The sequence below is a fragment of the Microbulbifer mixtoriginis (SeqCode) genome (genome assembly GCF_052466695.1).
In genome coordinates, this window is record NZ_CP174285.1 from 4,687,831 (window position 1) to 4,706,160 (window position 18,330).

General features: G+C 51.4%; 17 protein-coding genes and 3 tRNA genes. 7 read left to right on the plus strand and 13 right to left on the minus strand.

Annotated elements, in window-relative coordinates; translation table 11 throughout:
* Positions 1-159: 159 nt before the first annotated feature.
* Positions 160-306: a hypothetical protein gene (locus ACJJI0_RS20480; RefSeq protein ID WP_252083045.1), complete on the minus strand. Its 147-nt coding sequence runs from the start codon at positions 304-306 to the stop codon at positions 160-162.
* Positions 307-334: 28 nt separating this feature from the next.
* Here ACJJI0_RS20480 and ACJJI0_RS20485 point away from each other — a divergent pair, with 28 nt between their 5' ends.
* Positions 335-1,084, plus strand: coding sequence for a zinc metalloprotease (locus tag ACJJI0_RS20485; protein WP_444884001.1), 750 nt, complete (start codon positions 335-337; stop codon positions 1,082-1,084).
* 174 nt (positions 1,085-1,258) lie between these two features.
* Positions 1,259-1,525: a hypothetical protein gene (locus ACJJI0_RS20490; protein WP_444884002.1), complete on the plus strand. Its 267-nt coding sequence runs from the start codon at positions 1,259-1,261 to the stop codon at positions 1,523-1,525.
* Positions 1,526-2,072: 547 nt separating this feature from the next.
* Here the strand turns inward: ACJJI0_RS20490 and ACJJI0_RS20495 are convergent.
* Entirely contained in the window at positions 2,073-3,092 is a 1,020-nt protein-coding gene (locus ACJJI0_RS20495; protein WP_444884003.1) for a Vgb family protein, read from the minus strand.
* 406 nt (positions 3,093-3,498) lie between these two features.
* Here ACJJI0_RS20495 and ACJJI0_RS20500 point away from each other — a divergent pair, with 406 nt between their 5' ends.
* The 5 genes from ACJJI0_RS20500 to ACJJI0_RS20520 all read left to right on the plus strand — a co-directional run bounded on the left by ACJJI0_RS20500 (position 3,499) and on the right by ACJJI0_RS20520 (position 9,345).
* Positions 3,499-4,680 carry an MFS transporter gene (locus ACJJI0_RS20500; protein WP_444884004.1) on the plus strand — a complete coding sequence of 394 codons (1,182 nt, stop codon included), beginning with the start codon at positions 3,499-3,501 and terminating at the stop codon, positions 4,678-4,680.
* Positions 4,680-5,540 (plus strand): alpha/beta fold hydrolase, encoded by an 861-nt coding sequence (locus tag ACJJI0_RS20505; protein ID WP_444884005.1) that lies wholly within the window; start codon positions 4,680-4,682, stop codon positions 5,538-5,540. Before ACJJI0_RS20500 ends, ACJJI0_RS20505 begins: the two co-directional genes overlap by 1 nt.
* Positions 5,541-5,680: 140 nt before the next feature.
* Positions 5,681-7,072, plus strand: a complete 1,392-nt coding sequence (locus tag ACJJI0_RS20510) for a S41 family peptidase (RefSeq protein WP_444884006.1) — start codon at positions 5,681-5,683, stop codon at positions 7,070-7,072.
* Positions 7,073-7,418: 346 nt separating this feature from the next.
* Positions 7,419-8,126, plus strand: coding sequence for a SapC family protein (locus ACJJI0_RS20515; RefSeq protein WP_444884007.1), 708 nt, complete (start codon positions 7,419-7,421; stop codon positions 8,124-8,126).
* A gap of 151 nt (positions 8,127-8,277) precedes the next feature.
* The gene (locus ACJJI0_RS20520) at positions 8,278-9,345 is read left to right on the plus strand and encodes a sulfite exporter TauE/SafE family protein (RefSeq protein WP_444884008.1); all 1,068 of its coding nucleotides are present in this window, start codon (positions 8,278-8,280) and stop codon (positions 9,343-9,345) included.
* Between the two features lie 137 nt (positions 9,346-9,482).
* On the opposite strand, the gene ACJJI0_RS20525 is transcribed toward ACJJI0_RS20520, so the two are convergent.
* The 11 genes from ACJJI0_RS20525 to ACJJI0_RS20575 all read right to left on the minus strand — a co-directional run bounded on the left by ACJJI0_RS20525 (position 9,483) and on the right by ACJJI0_RS20575 (position 18,270).
* Positions 9,483-9,557: transfer RNA gene (locus tag ACJJI0_RS20525), tRNA-Gln, on the minus strand.
* A gap of 39 nt (positions 9,558-9,596) precedes the next feature.
* A tRNA-Met gene (locus ACJJI0_RS20530) sits at positions 9,597-9,673 on the minus strand.
* Between the two features lie 91 nt (positions 9,674-9,764).
* Positions 9,765-10,718, minus strand: a complete 954-nt coding sequence (locus tag ACJJI0_RS20535; RefSeq protein ID WP_252083036.1) for a DMT family transporter — start codon at positions 10,716-10,718, stop codon at positions 9,765-9,767.
* Positions 10,719-10,781: 63 nt separating this feature from the next.
* The gene (ychF, locus tag ACJJI0_RS20540; RefSeq protein WP_252083035.1) at positions 10,782-11,873 is read right to left on the minus strand and encodes a redox-regulated ATPase YchF; all 1,092 of its coding nucleotides are present in this window, start codon (positions 11,871-11,873) and stop codon (positions 10,782-10,784) included.
* Positions 11,874-12,078: 205 nt separating this feature from the next.
* Positions 12,079-12,675: an aminoacyl-tRNA hydrolase gene (pth, locus tag ACJJI0_RS20545; protein WP_444884009.1), complete on the minus strand. Its 597-nt coding sequence runs from the start codon at positions 12,673-12,675 to the stop codon at positions 12,079-12,081.
* A gap of 5 nt (positions 12,676-12,680) precedes the next feature.
* The gene (locus tag ACJJI0_RS20550; RefSeq protein ID WP_252083033.1) at positions 12,681-13,304 is read right to left on the minus strand and encodes a 50S ribosomal protein L25/general stress protein Ctc; all 624 of its coding nucleotides are present in this window, start codon (positions 13,302-13,304) and stop codon (positions 12,681-12,683) included.
* A 190-nt stretch (positions 13,305-13,494) separates the two neighbouring features.
* Entirely contained in the window at positions 13,495-14,424 is a 930-nt protein-coding gene (locus tag ACJJI0_RS20555; RefSeq protein ID WP_286037025.1) for a ribose-phosphate pyrophosphokinase, read from the minus strand.
* Positions 14,425-14,787: 363 nt separating this feature from the next.
* Positions 14,788-14,862: transfer RNA gene (locus tag ACJJI0_RS20560), tRNA-Gln, on the minus strand.
* A gap of 10 nt (positions 14,863-14,872) precedes the next feature.
* Entirely contained in the window at positions 14,873-15,775 is a 903-nt protein-coding gene (gene ispE / locus ACJJI0_RS20565) for a 4-(cytidine 5'-diphospho)-2-C-methyl-D-erythritol kinase (RefSeq protein ID WP_444884010.1), read from the minus strand.
* Between the two features lie 64 nt (positions 15,776-15,839).
* On the minus strand, positions 15,840-16,478 hold the full coding sequence (gene lolB, locus ACJJI0_RS20570; protein WP_444884011.1) for a lipoprotein insertase outer membrane protein LolB: 639 nt from the start codon (positions 16,476-16,478) through the stop codon (positions 15,840-15,842).
* A complete protein-coding gene (locus ACJJI0_RS20575; protein ID WP_444884012.1) occupies positions 16,462-18,270 on the minus strand; it encodes a tetratricopeptide repeat protein in 1,809 nt (602 codons plus the stop codon). The genes lolB and ACJJI0_RS20575 overlap by 17 nt, the downstream gene beginning before the upstream one ends.
* Positions 18,271-18,330 lie beyond the last annotated feature (60 nt).

The window sequence follows — 18,330 nt, forward strand, 5'->3', positions numbered from 1 at the left end:
TTAATTCTTTTTATGCCATTTGGTTGAGCTTGCCGCCTCATTAAAGAAACCAATGTCATTATTCCTTTTTTGAGAGTTGGTACTATTGACAGTAGTTGTCTTCAGCATGGAAGGTGATCGGGCTGTCTGGGGTTGTCAATTTAATAAAAAAATTAAGGTTCAAGTTATGAGAAAAGCTAATCTTTCAACTTCAATAAAAACTGCATTATCTTTATGTTTGCTAATATCACCTGCTATCAGTTTTGCTGAAAGTGATTCTTCACTTGAGCGTGCTAATGACAACGCTAAATTTAAACGTTGTGGCACTAATCACCCCTCTATTCAGGAGGCTGCTTTGAAAGAGCAGCATTTTACTGCGCTGCGCGGACAGTCTCATAGTATAAGCAGTGGAACTCATACGCTACGTCCAGCGGGTTCTGTAACTATTGATGTATATTTCCATGTTATTACTGATAACGCCAATAATGGGTCGCTACCCAGCAATGTAATTAATGCGCAAATGGCAGTACTTAATGATGCTTATGCGAGTACACCATTTACTTTCAATCTGGTTTCAACTTCAGTAACGGCTAATAATTCTTGGTATAACGTTGGATATGGTTCCTCCGCAGAGCGCGCTATGAAAAGTTCATTGCGTGTTGGTGATGCGGGAGACCTGAATATCTATGTGGCTGATATCGGCGGTGGTCTACTTGGGTGGGCAACTTTCCCAAGCAGCTATTCTTCAGATCCGCTGGATGACGGGGTAGTTATTTTAACCGGTTCTGTGCCTGGTGGCGATGCAGCACCTTACAACGAGGGCGATACTCTTACTCATGAGGTTGGCCACTGGTTAGGTTTGTATCATACCTTCCAGGGCGGCTGTGGTGGAAATGGGGATTATGTTTCCGATACTCCTGCCGAGAGGTCACCGGCTTACGGGTGTCCAGTAGGTAGGGATTCCTGTACTAGGGGGCGGAACGCAGCCGGTCTTGATCCGATTACAAATTTTATGGATTACACAGACGATAGCTGTATGTACGAATTCACAGAGGGGCAGGCTACTCGCGCAGATGAGCAAAGCAGTACCTACCGCGGTCTATAATAATTTTTTGGGGGGATTACTCCCCCCAATACACTGATAATTATGAAAAGTATCCGATTTTTTATCCTATTTGCTTTGATATCTATGAATACGGCTAACGTAACTGCCCAGAGGCTCGCTGTGCCAGGCTATGTTGCTTGTAATAGGAACCAGCTGACTTCCTGGCAGGGAGAGGTGACAAAATTAGTGCGGACAGGAAACGGCGTTAAAGTATGGATTTCCACCGATTACGACACCAAAGAATCATTAGAATTGACGATGCCTAGTTGGAAAGCACTTCTCGGTCAGTTCCGTTTACAAGGGAAAGAGTTTCTGGAGAGTGACTGGGGAAAGGTTACTGATTCACAAGCAGAACTTAGGCCTGGGATTCGAGCAGTAATTTGGTTGTGCGAGAATAAGGCCTATCCCGCTGTGATCAATTGGCAACCTCGGCCAGAGTAGGTGCCTGCATTCTTACTTTATATGTAATCAAGATTTAATTAAATTTTTAGTACCGCCCTAATTAAGTCAAAGATATCTTCTCTGATGGTTGGTTATTTTTAAACCAAAGATTACAAGTTGTTGAAAAGTAACCCCTCAATAAGCTTTGGGAACTTACTCCTATATTGAGAGTTGTTTGTAGGGGGGGATTTTTAAGAGAATTCAATTGCTGGAGTTCTCATCAATTAATCGATTTCTCCCGTCGTACAGAATTTTCTGCATTTCTTTTTGCGCTATGATCTACATCTACCCTGTGAACGTATTCTCGATATGGGTTGCTGGAGCTAACTGAATAGTCCTTAAGTTCAACTCCTTGCTTGAATATAAAATGAATATGTGCCTATTACTATCTGTATACCTCCTTCTGAGAAAAAAGAAGGGTGTGAGCATCGCTTGGGCTAAAACACCGTGTTGAAGGCATTAGATAGACTCCAGTTTTAGCAGGCTGCCCTCGGCGTCTCCTGTTGGGAGTTTCTTCTATAAATTTATCTGTAATTTTGTAAAAGACTCATTTTTTTGGTATTCCCTGATCTAGAAATCCAGAATCGACACCGAACCAAAAGCTTCCATCTTTATTGTCAAAATACATATATCGAATGTTACCTCCGCTGGGTACAGTCGTTTGACTGACAAATTTTTGTGCTTCTGTATCAAAAGCAAAGATGATGTTAGGAATATCACCGGTGTCTGCTACCCATAGCCGGCCTTTGTTATCCATTGCGGTTCCGTAAGGGCGTGGATTTTCAGTGGGGAGCTTCCATTCTTTGAATTCTTTTGTACTGGGCGTATATCTGCCAAGATAGCCCTCTGGATAGTCCACATACCAGATATTGTTAGATGTATCGATTTCCAGCCTGCGAGGCCGAGCGTTTGGTCGGGGAATTGAGATTTCGTTTACCACCATGGTTTTAGGGTCTACCCAAGCTAGTTTATTCGTGCCAAATAGAGCAACCCAGGGGCGACCTTGTGAGTCTACCTTGATTCCATAAGGGCGTGCGTTGGCAGTTTGTGGTGTAGCTACTTTCACCTCTCCATTATTTACATCCAAAATACCTATGCGATTGCTCTGTTGGGCTGTAAACCAAATATTGCCCTCACGGTTGAATACCAGTGTATGTGGATCATTTACACCTTTAGGCATTGGGTATTGAGTGATTTTACCGGTCTCTGCATCCATACGCCCAATATGCGCATTGCGGTTGCCCGCATACCAAACCATGCCCTGCTTATCTACTATCAAGTTGTGAGGGTGGGTTCCTTCAGGGACCTCAAATTTTTTAAACGTCTGATCAGACGGAGAAAATCGACCGATGTAGTTGCCGGCCTGCCCACAGAACCAAACTTGCTGCCTGTTATCCACATGGGGGTCTCTGGGCAGTCCCTGCCAGGGGACCTTCCACTCGTTTAATTTGAGTCCGTCTGGCAGTTTATTTTCTTGTGCCGCAGTAATTAATGATGTCGACAAGAAATAAATGACGCAGATAGTGATTTTTAGTGACAGCGCAGGAAGTTTTGGGGAGATTTTCATTTGCCAATTCCAGTGATTAAGCCGTCAAGGAGAATTTATACGTATATGCCGTAGTGTGGGAAAATGGGTGATCTGAGTCCTGGTCAAAGCATAGGTGATAATTGATGCATATTGAAAATGGTTTACAGGATTAATGTTTCGCCGAAGAGTGATTTCAAACTGCTATTTAGCGATCAAGAATCTCATTGGGGCACTTGATCATATTTACGAAAGAGATACTGAAGTCTCAGAGCTCTATTTGTGTAAGTTCTAATTGACCCAGTGGGGTTTAAATGAGAAGAGCCTTGTCTTTACTACAAGGCAGAATTAATAGCTGGTTTGGTGGTGATTGGCAGTCATCTTAAGCTCAATTTACACGCCAGCGTTGTATAGCGTATATTGCTGTCCTCAGTGTAGGAGTCCCGCTATGTTACAACGCCTCCGTCGACCGGAAATTCTTCTGTTGATCCTTGCAGGCTCAATGCCACTTTCTTTTTCTGTCTGGAATACCCTCCTTAATAACTTTGTGATAGCCAAGGCTTCATTTACCGGGGCTGATATTGGCTTGCTGCAAAGTGTGCGGGAAATCCCAGGTTTCCTTGCCTTTACAGTGATCTTTGTTTTGCTGCTTATTCGTGAGCAGCGGTTGGCGCTTCTCTCACTTGTAGCAACCGGGATTGGTGTGTTGCTGACCGGTTTTTTTCCATCTCTCACAGGTTTATTACTCACGACATTATTGATGTCGATCGGTTTTCACTTCTATGAAACCCTGCAAACCTCTCTGGCTTTGCAGTGGTTTCCAAAGAAGACTTCGGCAATCTGGATGGGGCGAATGGCTGCAGCTGGCTCTTTTGCCGCATTATTGGCCTATGGGCTAGTTTGGGGCTTGATGGATTTTGGCGGGTTGGACTATTCCTGGGTTTACCTGATTGGAGGAGGGAGCACAGTTATTATTGCCCTGGTGGCCTGGATACTTTTTCCTCAATTTCCCCAGCCCCATAGCCAGAGAAAGCAGTTGGTTGTACGCAAACGTTATTGGCTTTACTACGCTCTGACAATGATGAGCGGTGCACGTCGGCAGATCTTTATTGTTTTTGCTGGTTTTTTGATGGTTGAGAAGTTTGGTTATAGCGTAGGGGAAGTTGCTGCACTTTATACCGTAAACCACCTGTTGAATTTATATATTGCCCCGAAAATTGGCCAGTTTATTGTTCGCTTTGGTGAGCGCCGAATCCTCACTCTGGAATATATTGGTTTAGCACTAGTCTTTGCTGGTTATGCATTGGTGGAGAGCGCGATGATGGCAGCTGCGCTTTATATTATCGATCATCTGTTTTTCTCTATGGCCATTGCCATCAAGACCTATTTCCAAAAGATCGTGGATGAACGTGACATCGCAGCCTCTGCAGGTGTCAGCTTTACCATTAATCATATCGCGGCGGTTATTATCCCCGTTTTGTTTGGTTTGCTATGGCTCACCTCTCCAGCGATGGTTTTCTTTGCTGGATCTTTGATGGCTTTGGTTTCTTTGGGATTGGCTCAGCTGGTACCGGAACACCCCGGACCAGGCAATGAAGCGCGCTTAGGGCAGGGTGTTGCTGCCACATAGTGGCTCTATTATTTTTTAAGTTTGGATTCTTTGATCGTTATTATGGGTTGTATATGCATCAAATCCTCCTACTCATAGTGCTTGCACTTCCGCTATATGCTTTTGCGTCGCCGGAACAGATTCCTGTGGGTGAGTACCGTATTGAATATGAGATCAAAGGATCTGGTAAGGCTATCCTGCTTTTAGAAGCGGGGGGCTCGGCTGGTATGTCTGACTGGAATCCAATCTATGACAGGCTAGCAGAGCATGCACGAGTTATACGTTACTCGCGTGTTGGCAATGGTAATTCTACAGCCATCAAGAAACATTTTAGCTCTGAGGATTATGCTCAAGGGGCCAAGGCGTTATTGGAGGCTTTGGGGGTTAAAGAGAAAGTTACTTATATTGCGCACTCCTATGGTGCTCATGTAGCCCGAACGTTTGCCGCACAGTACCCAGAAAGAATGGCAGCGTTGATGCTGATAGAGCCTTCTTCTGAGCATGATGTGGATATTATGCGATCTCTGAATCTGGAATTGGCCGAAGAGCAAATTGCTCAGGTAAAACTGGATGATATGAAGAACGGCATGTCGAATCAGTACCTGGATTTTTGGTCTAAACGCCCTTTACCTGACTATCCACAAATCCCAGATATACCCGTCACAGTAATTGCCTCAATTAAAAAGTATGACAATCCTCCTCTTCTTTTCTTTACTGATGAGGCCCGGGATAGATGGGGGGAGTTACATTCTAATTGGGCCAAAGCGTTTCCACGAGGCAAAGCTGTTTTGACTGAGAAGAGCTATCACTATCCTCAAAATGATGAGCCGGATATGGTATTAAATGAGATTCTGGCACTTATTTCCAGGACCTATAAATAGATGTTGAAGTCAAATAAAAAGCAAATGTAGCCATATTGCATTTCATATTTGACAAATTGCAGTCTTATAAAGGTGGTCTGTATTGACCATCCATCCCCTAGCCCTAAAATAGAAGTCCTTGCATCTATAGGGCTTTTATTGTGCTTAAAAAAATTATATTGGCTTTTTCTTTGACAACTTTCTCTGCAGGCATTGTATTTGCGAAGGGCATCAATAAAGTTCCAGAGAATTTATCTGATGCAGAAAAACTTTATGGTCTCTCCCTTTATTGGAGGGAAGTTAGCTACAACTTTGCTTTCTTTGATCAGGTTCCCGAGTTGGACTTTGATGCTAAATACCAGGAGTTTATTCCACGGGTTTTAGCAACACAAAACACCTATGAATATTACCGCGAGTTAAAGCGTCTCAATGCCTTTCTACAGGATGGACATACTAATATTTATTACCCAAAGGGTATGTCCTCCAGTTATGTAGACTGGCCAGCTATTCGCTTAGCTGAGGCCGGACGTAAAGCAGTAATCACAGGTGTTGAGAAGGGCTTGGAGTCACATATTCCGCCGGGTTCAATTATTGTCGCAATCAATGGGCAGCCCATAGAAGCTCATTTAAAAGAACAGGTTTTGCCATATATTGCTAGCTCTACCCAGCATATTCTCTGGAATGCCGCGGTTCGGGATGCTCTTGATGGAAAGCCGGGCAGCATGGTCCAGCTCACTATTGCAACCCCCGATGGGGCGACCAAGAGTATTGAGGTTAAGCGGGATGCGCGGGGTAGGAAGATCGAATATGCCTCAATTAAACAGCCCGCCTCCAACGGTGAGCTGTTTGAGTTCAAATGGCTGGAGAATGATATTGGTTATGTAGCGCTAAATGGTTTTCATGATGAGGCGATTGTTGCGCAGTTTAAATCTCACTACGATGAGATTACTAAGTCTAAAGGGCTGATTATTGATCTGCGTTTTAATGGTGGAGGTAATTCTGCTTATGCCGGAGAGATAATCTCTTATTTGGCTGATCGGAATTTACCAGGCTCTGTATGGAAAACTCCCAAACATGTTGCGGCTTATAAGGCCTGGGGCTCTTTTGCCGATCAGTTTGAAGATTTAGAAGAGTATCGGCCCTATGCAGAGGGTGCTTCGTGGGAATTTAGTGAGGACTCCGGGGATATAGTTGAGCCGAAATTGGATAGTAACCACATAGTGCCAACTTATGTACTAATTGGCCGAAATACCGCCTCTGCAGCCGAAGATTTCTTGGTGTATGCAGATTCTCTCGAGCACTTTACTACCGTCGGTGAGCCTACTTATGGCAGTACAGGTCAGCCAATGATTGTAGATCTTCCTGGAGGTGGTACTTTCAGGGTGTGTACCAAGCGGGACACTTACCCTGATGGGCGGGAGTTTGTTGGCTATGGTATCCAGCCAGATATTCTGGTGGAGCGCACCCTGGATATTGTGAGATCAGGTGAGGACAGGGTGCTGGATAGGGCTTTCATTGACTTGAAGAGCACAATCACTAGCTCAGCGCTCTGATTGCGGATTTATTGAACAATGTTGACTAACTTTCCCTGCTGTTACGGGTCCCTTAAATAATTCTACTCTGATGGTTCCCTGTACAAGCTTGGACTGTTATGCCTCACATTTCTATTATATGGCTGGAACCCAAGTCTTTGCTGGGAGAGGCATGCTCGCGGGATTTTGTCTTTAGATAATTTACTGGTGGTCGAGATTGCCTGTTGGCCCGCTTACCTGTTTAATGCTGACTTTGGTTTCCGGCGACTACAGGAAAGCGCTTGTCATCGTTTATAAGCCAATTAAGTGGTACGTTAGGGTATCTCTGAAAATTAAGTAACTATAAAAGTAGCTAGGAGTTGTACTTATGGCACAGATCAAAGCTTTGGATAAAAAGGCACACGCCAACCTGAAACTCACCCAGGACATCACTTTTGACCATGTGAGCAGCAATCATATTTTGCCGCTGGTGGTTCAGGAAATTGTTCAGGCGGCCCAGAGCTATCCGATCCTGTTCGTAAAAGACCAGAATACTGAGCAGTTTAAAGTGGTTGCCCTTACAGGCCTGCGTCCCGGTGAAAACCTGTTCTCTGGCGCTGAGGGTTGGAATGGCAGCTACATTCCTCTGCAGGTTCGCACCTACCCATTCGTGCTGGTGAAGAACCCGGAGAATACCGATCAGGCGGTACTGTGTATCGATGAAGACTCCAGCATGTTGAGTGAGTCCGCAGGTGAGGCTCTGTTTGACGGTGAGGGCGAGCAGACTGACTACCTGAAAAACCGCGCTCAGGCGGTGGTGGAAACTGCCCAGCGCGTATCTGTTACCGAGTCGTTTATCGAATTCCTGGTATCCAAAGACCTGCTGACCCAGAAGAAGCTGACTCTGCGTATTACCGAAGAGGATAAGCCCTACGATCTGACTGGTTTCTACGTGATTGACGAAGAGAAGCTGAACAAGCTATCCGATGAAGACTTCCTGGAACTGCGCAAGCGTGGTGCCCTGCCGGCGATCTATGCTTCCATGATGTCCTCCATGCAGGTTCAGAATCTGATTCGCAAGAAGCGTCTGAACTAATCCTGTATGGCCCGGCAATTGCAGTTGCCGGGCTGTCTGCGCGTATCAGTATTACGAGATGTAGTTATCAGCAGTCATTATCCCTCCTTGATCCCGCCTTACACTCGTACCACTATTAGCCCCTCTGACGTTTAAGTTCGCGAATAATAAAATGAAATACTTAGCGCGGCTCTCTTTCCGCTACTGGTTTGCCTGGTTGGCGTTATTTTACGGAGCTTGGCTGTTTCTCGTTGTGCAGGGCGATAACTTGGCCCTAGCACTGGAGCATTGGTCCATGGCGCTTGCCATGGCGCTCGGCAGCTATGCCGCCGGTTCCACGCCCATGGGCGGAGGCACGGTGGGCTTCCCCGTGTTGGTGCTCTTATTTGATATGCCTGCCAGTCTCGGCCGCGACTTCAGTTTTGCGGTGCAGTCGATCGGTATGGTTAGTGCCAGCCTGTTTATTCTCTGTCGGCGACAGCCGTTAGCCTGGTCGATGCTACGTGGCGCCTTGCTTGGTTCTTTATTGGCTACCCCCGCGGGCATATTGCTGTTTGCGCCGATGATTTCCGAACTGTGGGTGAAGCTCTCTTTCGCGGTGCTTTGGGGTAGCTTTGGGATATTTCATTTGTATCGGCTCGCCGAGATCACCGACTGTGAGCACAAGGGTGATCCGCAGTGCCCAACGGATTTTCGTGTAGGTCTTCTGCTTGGGGTTTTTGCGGGCTTCTGTGTGGTCTCGGTAACCGGGGTTGGTGTGGATATGCTGGTGTACGCGGCTTTGGTGCTGCTGAGCCGTGTGGACCTGAAGGTAGCGATTCCCACCTCGGTAGTGATCATGGCCTTCTGCTCTGTTCTCGGTGTGCTGGTGAAGTCGCTGGCCGGCGACTGGCAGCCAGGGGTTTTTGGTAACTGGCTGGCAGCGGCGCCGGTGGTGGCCTTGGGGGCGCCCCTTGGTGTTTTTGTTGTGAGCTTGCTGGGGCGCAAACCCACCCTGCTAATTGTGGCTCTACTGTGTGTTGTACAGCTTTTGTGGACCTGTGCGTCGGAACGGCAGGCCCTAAGCGGCCTGGGAGGACCTCTAGTGCTATTGGCGTTATTGCTGTGCTTACTGGGGTTCGAGTGGCTGCGGGTATTGGGGTTGCGTCGAGAGCTCAGCCGTGGCGCGGCAGCAAATGGGTCTGGTGCAGAGATTAAGGCAGTTGCGATAGAGGAGAGTTTGATACCGGGGGTTAAATAAGGGAGCTTGGCGAGTGCTGGCGCGCGACTGCGTGCCGGCGGCAAAGACTAGATGTTTTGCGTTAAAAATATCAGCTGCTAAGTAATCTGGCTTCGAGTGCTGCCCTTATTCGGGCCTGCGGGATAAATTCTGGAAGATGGCTGGGGCGGAAGGATTCGAACCTTCGCATGACGGGATCAAAACCCGCTGCCTTACCGCTTGGCTACGCCCCAGTTTCAAGGTTCACAAAGAATAGTCTCTGTGATTTGAAATGGTAGCAAGGGGGAGACTCGAACTCCCGACCTCAGCATTATGAGTGCTGCGCTCTAACCGGCTGAGCTACCTTGCCATTTCTTTTGTTGTCTCGGCTGTCCCGAGGGCGCGCATTATTAATCGATGGGCTGGGTGTGTCAACACTTTTTTGTATTCTTTTCAGTTAGTTAGCGATTTTTTTCATCTGGAGCCGCAGAGCCCTTGGCGCGATGCCCGGAACGGATAGCGGCGAGGGCGGAACCCAACACCACCGCAGCGGCACCACTCCAGCTGATCCAGTTAAGCGGCTCCACCGCGATGTAATCGGGCCAGATACTGCTCACCAGGGTGCTGAACAGCAGCGTGATTACTGGTACCAGTGACAGAGTGGCACTGACACTGGAGGCTTCCCAGTGCGCCAGGGCCTTGCTAAAGGCGCCATAGGCGATCAGTGTGTTGGCGGTAAGAAATGCAAGTAGCAGCCAGTCCAGCCAGCCCAGATGGGTGACATCCAGTGGATCTGCCATGGGTAGGAAGCACAGGGTGCCAGCAATATAAATCAATACCAGCAAGTCCTGGGGTGTGGCGCGGCTGAGGATTTTCTTCTGGAAAAAGCCATATACCGCCCAGGATACCGCGGCGATCAGGATCAATCCGAGCCCCAGCAGGTAATCACTATCGGCGCCGCTCCCCAGCTCGGCGAGGCGCTGGTTGAAAAATAACAGTAGCCCCATCACCACTAGGGCCACACCGGCCCACTGTCTCGGAGAAAAGCGTTCATTAAGCCACAGAACACTGGAGATCAGCAGTAGTAGCGGGGCTAGCTGGATCACGATCTGTGCCGCACCAGGGGTGATGTGATTTAGGCCGCTGGCATAGGTGAGGTAATTCAACAGCAGCCCGGCCACGGCGAGTAGGGTGAACAGCAGCAGGCTGCGGCTGAACAGTGCCTTTAATTTCAATTGCCGTGCACGCCCGTAGTAGAGTCCCGCCAACAACGCCGCGCCAGCAAAACGATACCAGGTGGCGGTCTCAGGGCTGATGTGTTCCAAAAGGCCTTTGAGGGCGATGGGTAGGGCTGCCCACATAAAGACGGTGGTCAATGCCAAAGGCAGGCCGACTTTCCAGTTTGATTGCGCCATGGATCTTACGCCGCAGAGACAGCCTCCCCGGGGTGGGGAGGCGAAGGATAGATAGCAGGGGGATTAGACGTTGAAGCGGAAGTGAATTACGTCACCATCAGCGACAACATAATCTTTACCCTCCAGGCGCCACTTGCCTGCGTCTTTGGCTCCAGCCTCGCCATTGTGATCGACAAAGTCACTGTAGCTAATCACTTCGGCGCGGATAAAGCCTTTCTCAAAGTCCGTATGGATCTTGCCGGCGGCATTGGGTGCGGTGGCACCTAGCGGGATGGTCCAGGCGCGCACTTCCTTCACGCCGGCGGTAAAGTAGGTGTGCAGGCCAAGCAGTTGGTAACCGGCGCGGATTACACGGTTCAAGCCCGGCTCTTCCATACCCAGTTCTTCCAGGAATTCTTGCTTCTCATCGTCGTCCAGTTCGGCAATTTCCGCTTCAAGCTTGTTGCAGATGGGTACCAGTACAGCGTTCTCTTCAGCGGCGATGGCGGCAACGGCGTCCAGGTGCGGATTATTTTCGAAACCGTCTTCGTGCACGTTGGCAATGTACATGGTGGGCTTCACCGTGAGCAGGCTCAGTTCACGCAGGTCCGTCAGTTCATCTTCGGACAGGCCAAAGGAGCGTAGCGGCTTGGCTTCGTTCAGGTGTGGCAGGATTTTTTCCAGCAGCGCTTTCATCTTGATGGCGTGCTTGTCCTGCCCCTTGGCGGCGCGGGTAAAGCGTTGCAGAGCTTTCTCCACAGTGTCCAGGTCGGCGAGTGCCAGCTCGGTGTTGATCACTTCGATATCGGATACCGGGTGCACCTGATTGGCCACGTGGATGACATTGTCGTCTTCGAAACAGCGTACAACGTGAGCGATGGCATCGGTCTCGCGGATATTGGCGAGGAATTTGTTGCCCAGACCTTCGCCTTTGGAGGCACCTGCAACCAGTCCGGCGATATCGGTGAACTCCATGGTGGTTGGAATCACTTTCTGGGGCTTGACGATCTCCGCTAACTTGTCGAGGCGGGGATCCGGCACTGGCACTACGCCGGCGTTGGGCTCGATGGTGCAGAAGGGGAAGTTCTCTGCGTCGATTCCCGCTTTGGTCAGTGCATTGAAGAGGGTGGATTTGCCCACGTTAGGCAGGCCGACAATACCGCAAGTAAAACCCATGGTGATATTTTTCCGTTTGCCTGAGGCGCGTACCGCGCGCTCTGCTAATTGCGTTTGAAGTCCGGTAGTGATTGCGCTGGCGGGAGTCTGGGCGGGCTGGGTAGCGCGGCCTCCGAATGATCCGGGCCAGCCGGGAAAATACCGGCAATTTGGCGCAGCACACTATCGAGATTTCCGGGGCAAAAGGCAAGCCGCCCGGTGGGATCTATTTGGCGGTGTGCAGCGTTTTCATGGCTGCGCCCCAGTCGCCGCTGGCGGCGGTGGGCAGCACGTCGATCGAGTGATCGATGGCGTCAGCCAGAGTTTCCTGTTCCGCCCTGGGGGCGCGCTGAAGGACAAAGCGCGCCACCTCGCTAGCGCTACCGGGGTGGCCGATGCCGAGTCGCAGGCGCATAAAGTCCCGGTTGTTGCCCAGAGCGGCAATAATATCCCGCAAGCCATTGTGTCCGCCGTGACCACCGCCAGCTTTCAGGCGCGCGATACCGGGGGCCAGGTCCAGCTCATCGTGAGCGACCAATATGGCTTCCGGGGGAATTTTGAAGAAGTTCGCCAGCGGGCCTACAGCCTGGCCACTGCGATTCATATAGGTGGTGGGAATCAGCAGCCGGACTTCCCGGTTGCCGATCCGCACACGGCCGGTGAGGCCGTGGTATTTGCTGTCGGAGCTGAGCTGAGTGCCGTGGCGGCGTGCCAGTTCGACAACAAAGTCGGCACCGGCGTTATGTCTTGTCCGGTCATATTCCGGCCCGGGGTTGCCCAGGCCGACAATCAACTGGATGGGAGTATCCGGTGCCGCAGCCAAGGTGATTACTCTTCGCCTTCGCCGGCTTCTTCGGCTTCAGCTTCAACAGCGCCGCGAGGCTTGTGAATAGAAGCTACAACCAGGTTGTGGTCTTCGCCGTGGCTCAGATCTGCAGACTCAACACCTTCCGGCAGTTTCAGGTCGGAGATGTGCAGGATGCCATCCAGTTCCAGGTCCGCCAGGTCTACCTCGATGAACTCGGGCAGTTTACCGGCAGGAGCATTTACTTCCAGCTCGGTCAGGGTGTGAGAAACGATGCCGCCGGCCTTAACGCCTTTACAGGTTTCTTCGTTGAGGAAGTGCAGGGGCACTTTCACGTGTACTTTGGTGCTGGCGGAAACGCGCTGGAAGTCAATGTGCAGAAGCAGCTGCTTTGCAGGGTGACGTTGCAGATCGCGCAGAATAACTTTCTCTTCTTTGCCGTCGACGTCGATGGTCAGCATGGAGGAGAAGAAAGCTTCGTTTTCCAGGGCCTTGAACAGGTCCTTTTGCAGCAGGGATACAGACTGCGGCTCAACTTCGCCACCGTAAACGATGCCGGGTACACGGCCTTCCAGGCGACGCAGGCGGCGGCTCGCACCTTTCCCTTCATCGCTGCGGGCAATGGCGTTCAGTTTGATATCAGACATGGGTAAAACCTCGGGTTGTCTGTCCAGAGAGACCTGCGACCGGACCGCTCTGGCGTTAGTGTAAATTGGGCGCTTGCCCAGAAGTAATAGCCCGGCAGTGCCAGGCGGGCGCGTATTCTACGGGAATCAGTCCCAAACGCAAAGTGCCCCGCTGCTGCGGGGCACTTTTCTATTTGCCGATAGGGAGTCCTTAGCGGAACATCGCAGAGAGGGATTCCTCATTGCTGATACGGCGCATGGACTCGGCCAGCATGGCAGATAAGGTCAGCTGGCGAATTTTTGGAGCCTTTTCCATTTTGTCACCCAGCGGGATGGAGTCGGTAACCACCAGCTCATCCAGAACGGAGTTGTTCAGGTTGCTGATGGCATTGCCGGAAAGTACTGGGTGGGTACAGTAGGCGACAACTTTCTCGGCGCCGTGTTCTTTCAGGGCGTTGGCGGCATTGCACAAAGTGCCAGCGGTGTCGACCATATCGTCTACCAGCAGGCAGGTGCGGCCACTAACTTCACCGATGATGTTCATCACTTCGGCAACGTTGGCGGCGGGGCGGCGTTTGTCGATGATGGCTAGGTCGCAGTCGAGGCTCTTGGCCACGGCGCGGGCGCGAACAACACCGCCAATATCGGGGGATACCACAACCAGGTTCTGGTACTTCTGGCGCTCGATATCGTCGAGCAACACGGAAGAGCCGTAAACGTTATCCACAGGCACATCGAAGAAGCCCTGAATCTGCTCGGCGTGCAGATCGACAGTCAGCACGCGGTCGATACCCACGCTCACCATCATATCGGCAACCACTTTTGCGGAAATTGGTACGCGCTGGGAGCGCACGCGACGGTCCTGGCGGGCGTAGCCGAAGTAGGGAACCACTGCGGTGACGCGGCCGGCTGAGGCGCGGCGCAGGGCGTCAACCAGTAGGATCAGCTCCATCAGGTTTCGATTGGTGGGCTGGCAGGTGGATTGCACTACGAAAACGTCGCGACCGCGCACGTTGTCAGTAATTTCAACTGCAATCTCGCCGTCGGAGAAGCGCTTGACCGTGGCTTCGCCCAGGGGGATCGCCATATGGTCGACAATTTTCTGCGCCAGTTCCGGGTTTGCGTTGCCGGTGAAGACCATTAAGTCAGCCACTGCGAGTTCCTTTAATTCTGTCTTGAAGTGAGTTGAAGTGTAGATGCCGGCATAATTTGCTAGCAGTTAGGATGCGATAGCACCACTTTTTATAGGGGGCGATAGAGCGGATAGCGAAGCTGTTAAAGGTGCTGGCCGTGGCTCCTGGTCACCCAGGTGGTTGCTTTGATATTCGGAAAGCCTCCGGGTCGACGGCAGGGAGTTGCATGCAAAACTGCCTTCGACATTATTCTTTAGAATTCGGGGGTAGGCTTTTTGTAGCCCGCTACGAGTGGCCTCGGCCGGTTGGGTCAGTGTCGACTGAAACATGTCGGAACCGGTTTTTGCTGCTGCCACTGTATAAAAGGAAAATGGCTGGGGCGGAAGGATTCGAACCTTCGCATGACGGGATCAAAACCCGCTGCCTTACCGCTTGGCTACGCCCCAGTATGTTTCCTCAATTGCTTGAGGTTAATTTCGCGAGTTGCTGATGTGTCGGTGAAATCTGTACACCGGCCGCAACAAAACCCTGCCATTTTCGCGGTAGCCTGGCAAGTGCCGATCGGGCTGCTTGCTCAGTTTCGAAGGCGGCAAAAACGCAACCTCCGGTGCCGGTGAGTTGTGCTGGCGCAAATTGCTGCAGCCACTCTCGGGCATCGCGAACTTCTGGGTAGAGACTCTCAACAAGTTCCTGGCAGTCGTTACCGGAAAAAACTTCCAGTTTTTTACTGCTGAGTGGCGTTTCATTGAGCTGCCCCTCGCGAAGGGCCGCTAATGTAATTGCGTCGGAATCTCTTGTCAAACGGGAATCGGAAAAAATTTTTGCCGTACTCACCTGGCAACCGGGAGCAAGGACTAAATAGTGGCGTTTTTCTGTGCAAAGTGGTGTGAGTTTTTCTCCAACACCTTCGGCCCAGGCGGTGTGCCCTCGCACAAATACTGGAATATCTGCGCCGAGTTGCCGGCCGAGCTCGGCGAGGGTATCGATGGATAGATGGCACTGCCACAGATAGTTGAGGCCGAGCAGAGTGGTGGCCGCGTCGCTACTGCCACCGCCGATGCCACCGCCATGTGGCAACTTTTTAATCAGGCGGATATGAACACCGGGAAGTGATTTATTCTGCCACTGCATATTTTGACGCAGCAGCAGAGCTGCGCGATAGACCAGGTTGTCCTGCTCGGGAACATCCAAAGCGCCTGCATCCACACGGATAATGCCGTCGTCCCGCAGGGAGAACTCAAGACTGTCGCCGTAATCGAGTATTTGAAAGAGGGTTTGTAGTTCGTGGTAACCGTCGGGGCGACGGCCGAGTATACGCAGAATCAGGTTGAGTTTTGCGGGGGCGGGTAAGGTCAGCATGCGGGAATGTTGGGCCGGTTAATTCTGTTGGGCGCATCATACCCGCATGCCGGGGCTTCGGCATTTAAAAAGCCCAGTCCTTAATTACCAGAGTGACTTGTACCGGCCCGGCGGCACCGTTGGTCTGGGCTTTAATACGTGTGGGAAGTAGGTAAGGGCCGTTTTGGCGATAATCGCTGAACCGCAACGACCAGCCGGATTGTTGCAGGCTCTGTAGCTCGCCCTGGCCGTTGTGTTTTTCAGCGCCTCTTGGACCGGGCGCGGGAAGACCGCGTACCCAGTAGAACATTTCCCTTGCGGGCAGTGGCCAGCCCAGAGTTTGCTGAGTGAGTTGGGCGGCATCGCGGGCGACTACCGGCGCTTCATTGCCGCGCACCAGACTGACACCGCCAGCGGAACCGGAAATTATCGTGGTACCAGCACCCAAGGGGCCGCTTAGGTGAATACGAAAATTTTGCGGGCCACTCTGTTGCCAGGTCAAATTGGCACTGCCGTTATCTGCCGGAGAGCGCACGCCGAGTTTTCCTTTGATAGTCCACTGTTTGAGCTGGGCTACCGAAGTGGGGGCCGCAGTTTCGCCGGGGGGCTCCTGAGCAACGGGCTCTTTGGTCTTTTGGCCAGCACACGCGGAGATCAGCAGAGTCAGTGCTGTTGCCAGGAGAAAATAAAACTTACGGGTAGCGGCGTCAGTTGTCGGATACATGTTGTTCCAGTGTTTCTTTGATTTGCAGTCGTTTCATCGCAGCCGGAATAATTTTGCTCTCTGGATTGGCGGCCAGCCCATCGTTCCAGACTTTGAGGGCCGCTTCGCGATCCCCCTGAACCCAGAGCACCTCGCCCAGGTGGGCAGAGATTTCGTGATCCGGCAGTTTTTCCAGGGCTTTGCGCAAATATTTTTCCGCGTCGCGATAATTCCCCAGACGGTACTGCACCCAGCCCATACTGTCGATAATGGCTGGATCCTCCGGTTCCAGCTCCAGAGCCCGGCTGATAAGTTGCAGGGCCTCCTGGCGGCGGGTCTCATCGTCGATCAGTTTGTAGCCCAGTGCATTTAATACCGTGGCGTTATCCGGGTCGCGTTCCAGTAGTGTACGCAGGTCCTTCTCAAACGCTGCGGCATTGCCCAGCTGGTCGTTGAGCAGGGCGCGGCTATACATCAGGCGGCCGCTGTTATTCAGTTTAGAAATGGCCTGGTCTGCCACTTGTAGGGCCATCTGTGGCTCACCATTCCTGCGCAGCAGTTCGACCTCCATCAGGAAAAAATGTTCTACCTGTCCGGGGTGTCGCTCTCGTAACTTGGCAAACCACAGGCTGTTTTCACGGTGTTTACCGCTGGCTGCGAGTAGCTTGGTGCCCTTGGTGATGGCCTCCACGTAATCGTTGCCGGGTTGTACTTGTTGGAAGTGAGCGGCGGCAGTGTCGTTGTCACCCCGCTTCTGCGCGAGTCCGCCCAAGTAAAAGTGTGCCGCCGATTCGTGTTGTTTTAGTTCCAGTAGGCGGTTGAGTAGGGGTTTGGCTTCACCGAGCTGGTTGGTTTCATAGTGAATCAACGCTAGGGATAAAATCAGGTTGCCGTCCTCTGGACGCTGTTTGACTAATTCGGCGAATTGTTGGCGAGCAAGATTGAGGTCTTCGCGAATAAGCAGGCGCGCGTATTGTAGGCGCAGGCGGGTTTCCTCTGGATAAATTTTGACTAAATTTTCCAATAATTGAATGGCTTCGTTGCGCCTATCCAAGTCCACCAAAAGATGGCTTTGTAGGAGCGGTGCATCGATTTGTTCGGGGTGTTGTTCCTGAATGTGGCGTACCAGTGCGAGGGCGCGCCTGTACTGCTTCGCATCACGCAATACCATGGCATAGGCCATAACGACTTCATCGTTATTGGGGTAAACCCCAGCCAGCCGGGCAAATTCTGCACGAAGTTGTTCATCGAGTTGTTGGTGGCCGATGGCGGTGGCTGCGAGGGATTGCATCGGTGCTTTGCCGCCGAGAGCGAGCGCTCTCTCAGCGTGTTTCATGGCCTCTAAAAACTCTCTAGACAAGGTGAGCTCTGCGGTCAGTGCCAGTTGGGCATCCGCATTGTCCGGCTCCAGCTCAGCCCACAACTGTGCCGAACGCAGTGCGGCCTGACGCGCATTGAGAAAGCGTGCGATGCGGGTTGCACGCGCTGCCACGCCTGCATCTTTAGTAACTTCAGCCTGGTGGTAGTAGTTGGCCAGGGCCACATCGTACTGTTCGCGTATACCGGCGACTTCGGCTACCAACAGTGTGTAAAACGTATCTATGGGGAAGCTGCGCGCTGCATCCTTCCCGGCGGCGGCCGCCCCTTCATCGCGGTGCTGCTCCCGAGCTGAAGGCTCGGTTTCCTCATTGGTTGCCGTTTCAGGCGGTATTTGGGCGCAGGCACTCAGTAGGTAGACGAAGGATAGGCAGAGCGCACCGAGTGATAGAGTTTGGTTTTTGAGGAGGGGGAGCGGACGACGGGGTGGAAGCATAGATCGTATCCATACATGGCTGCTACTGGGATGCAGTGTCAGAGTGGCGTGTTTTAAACG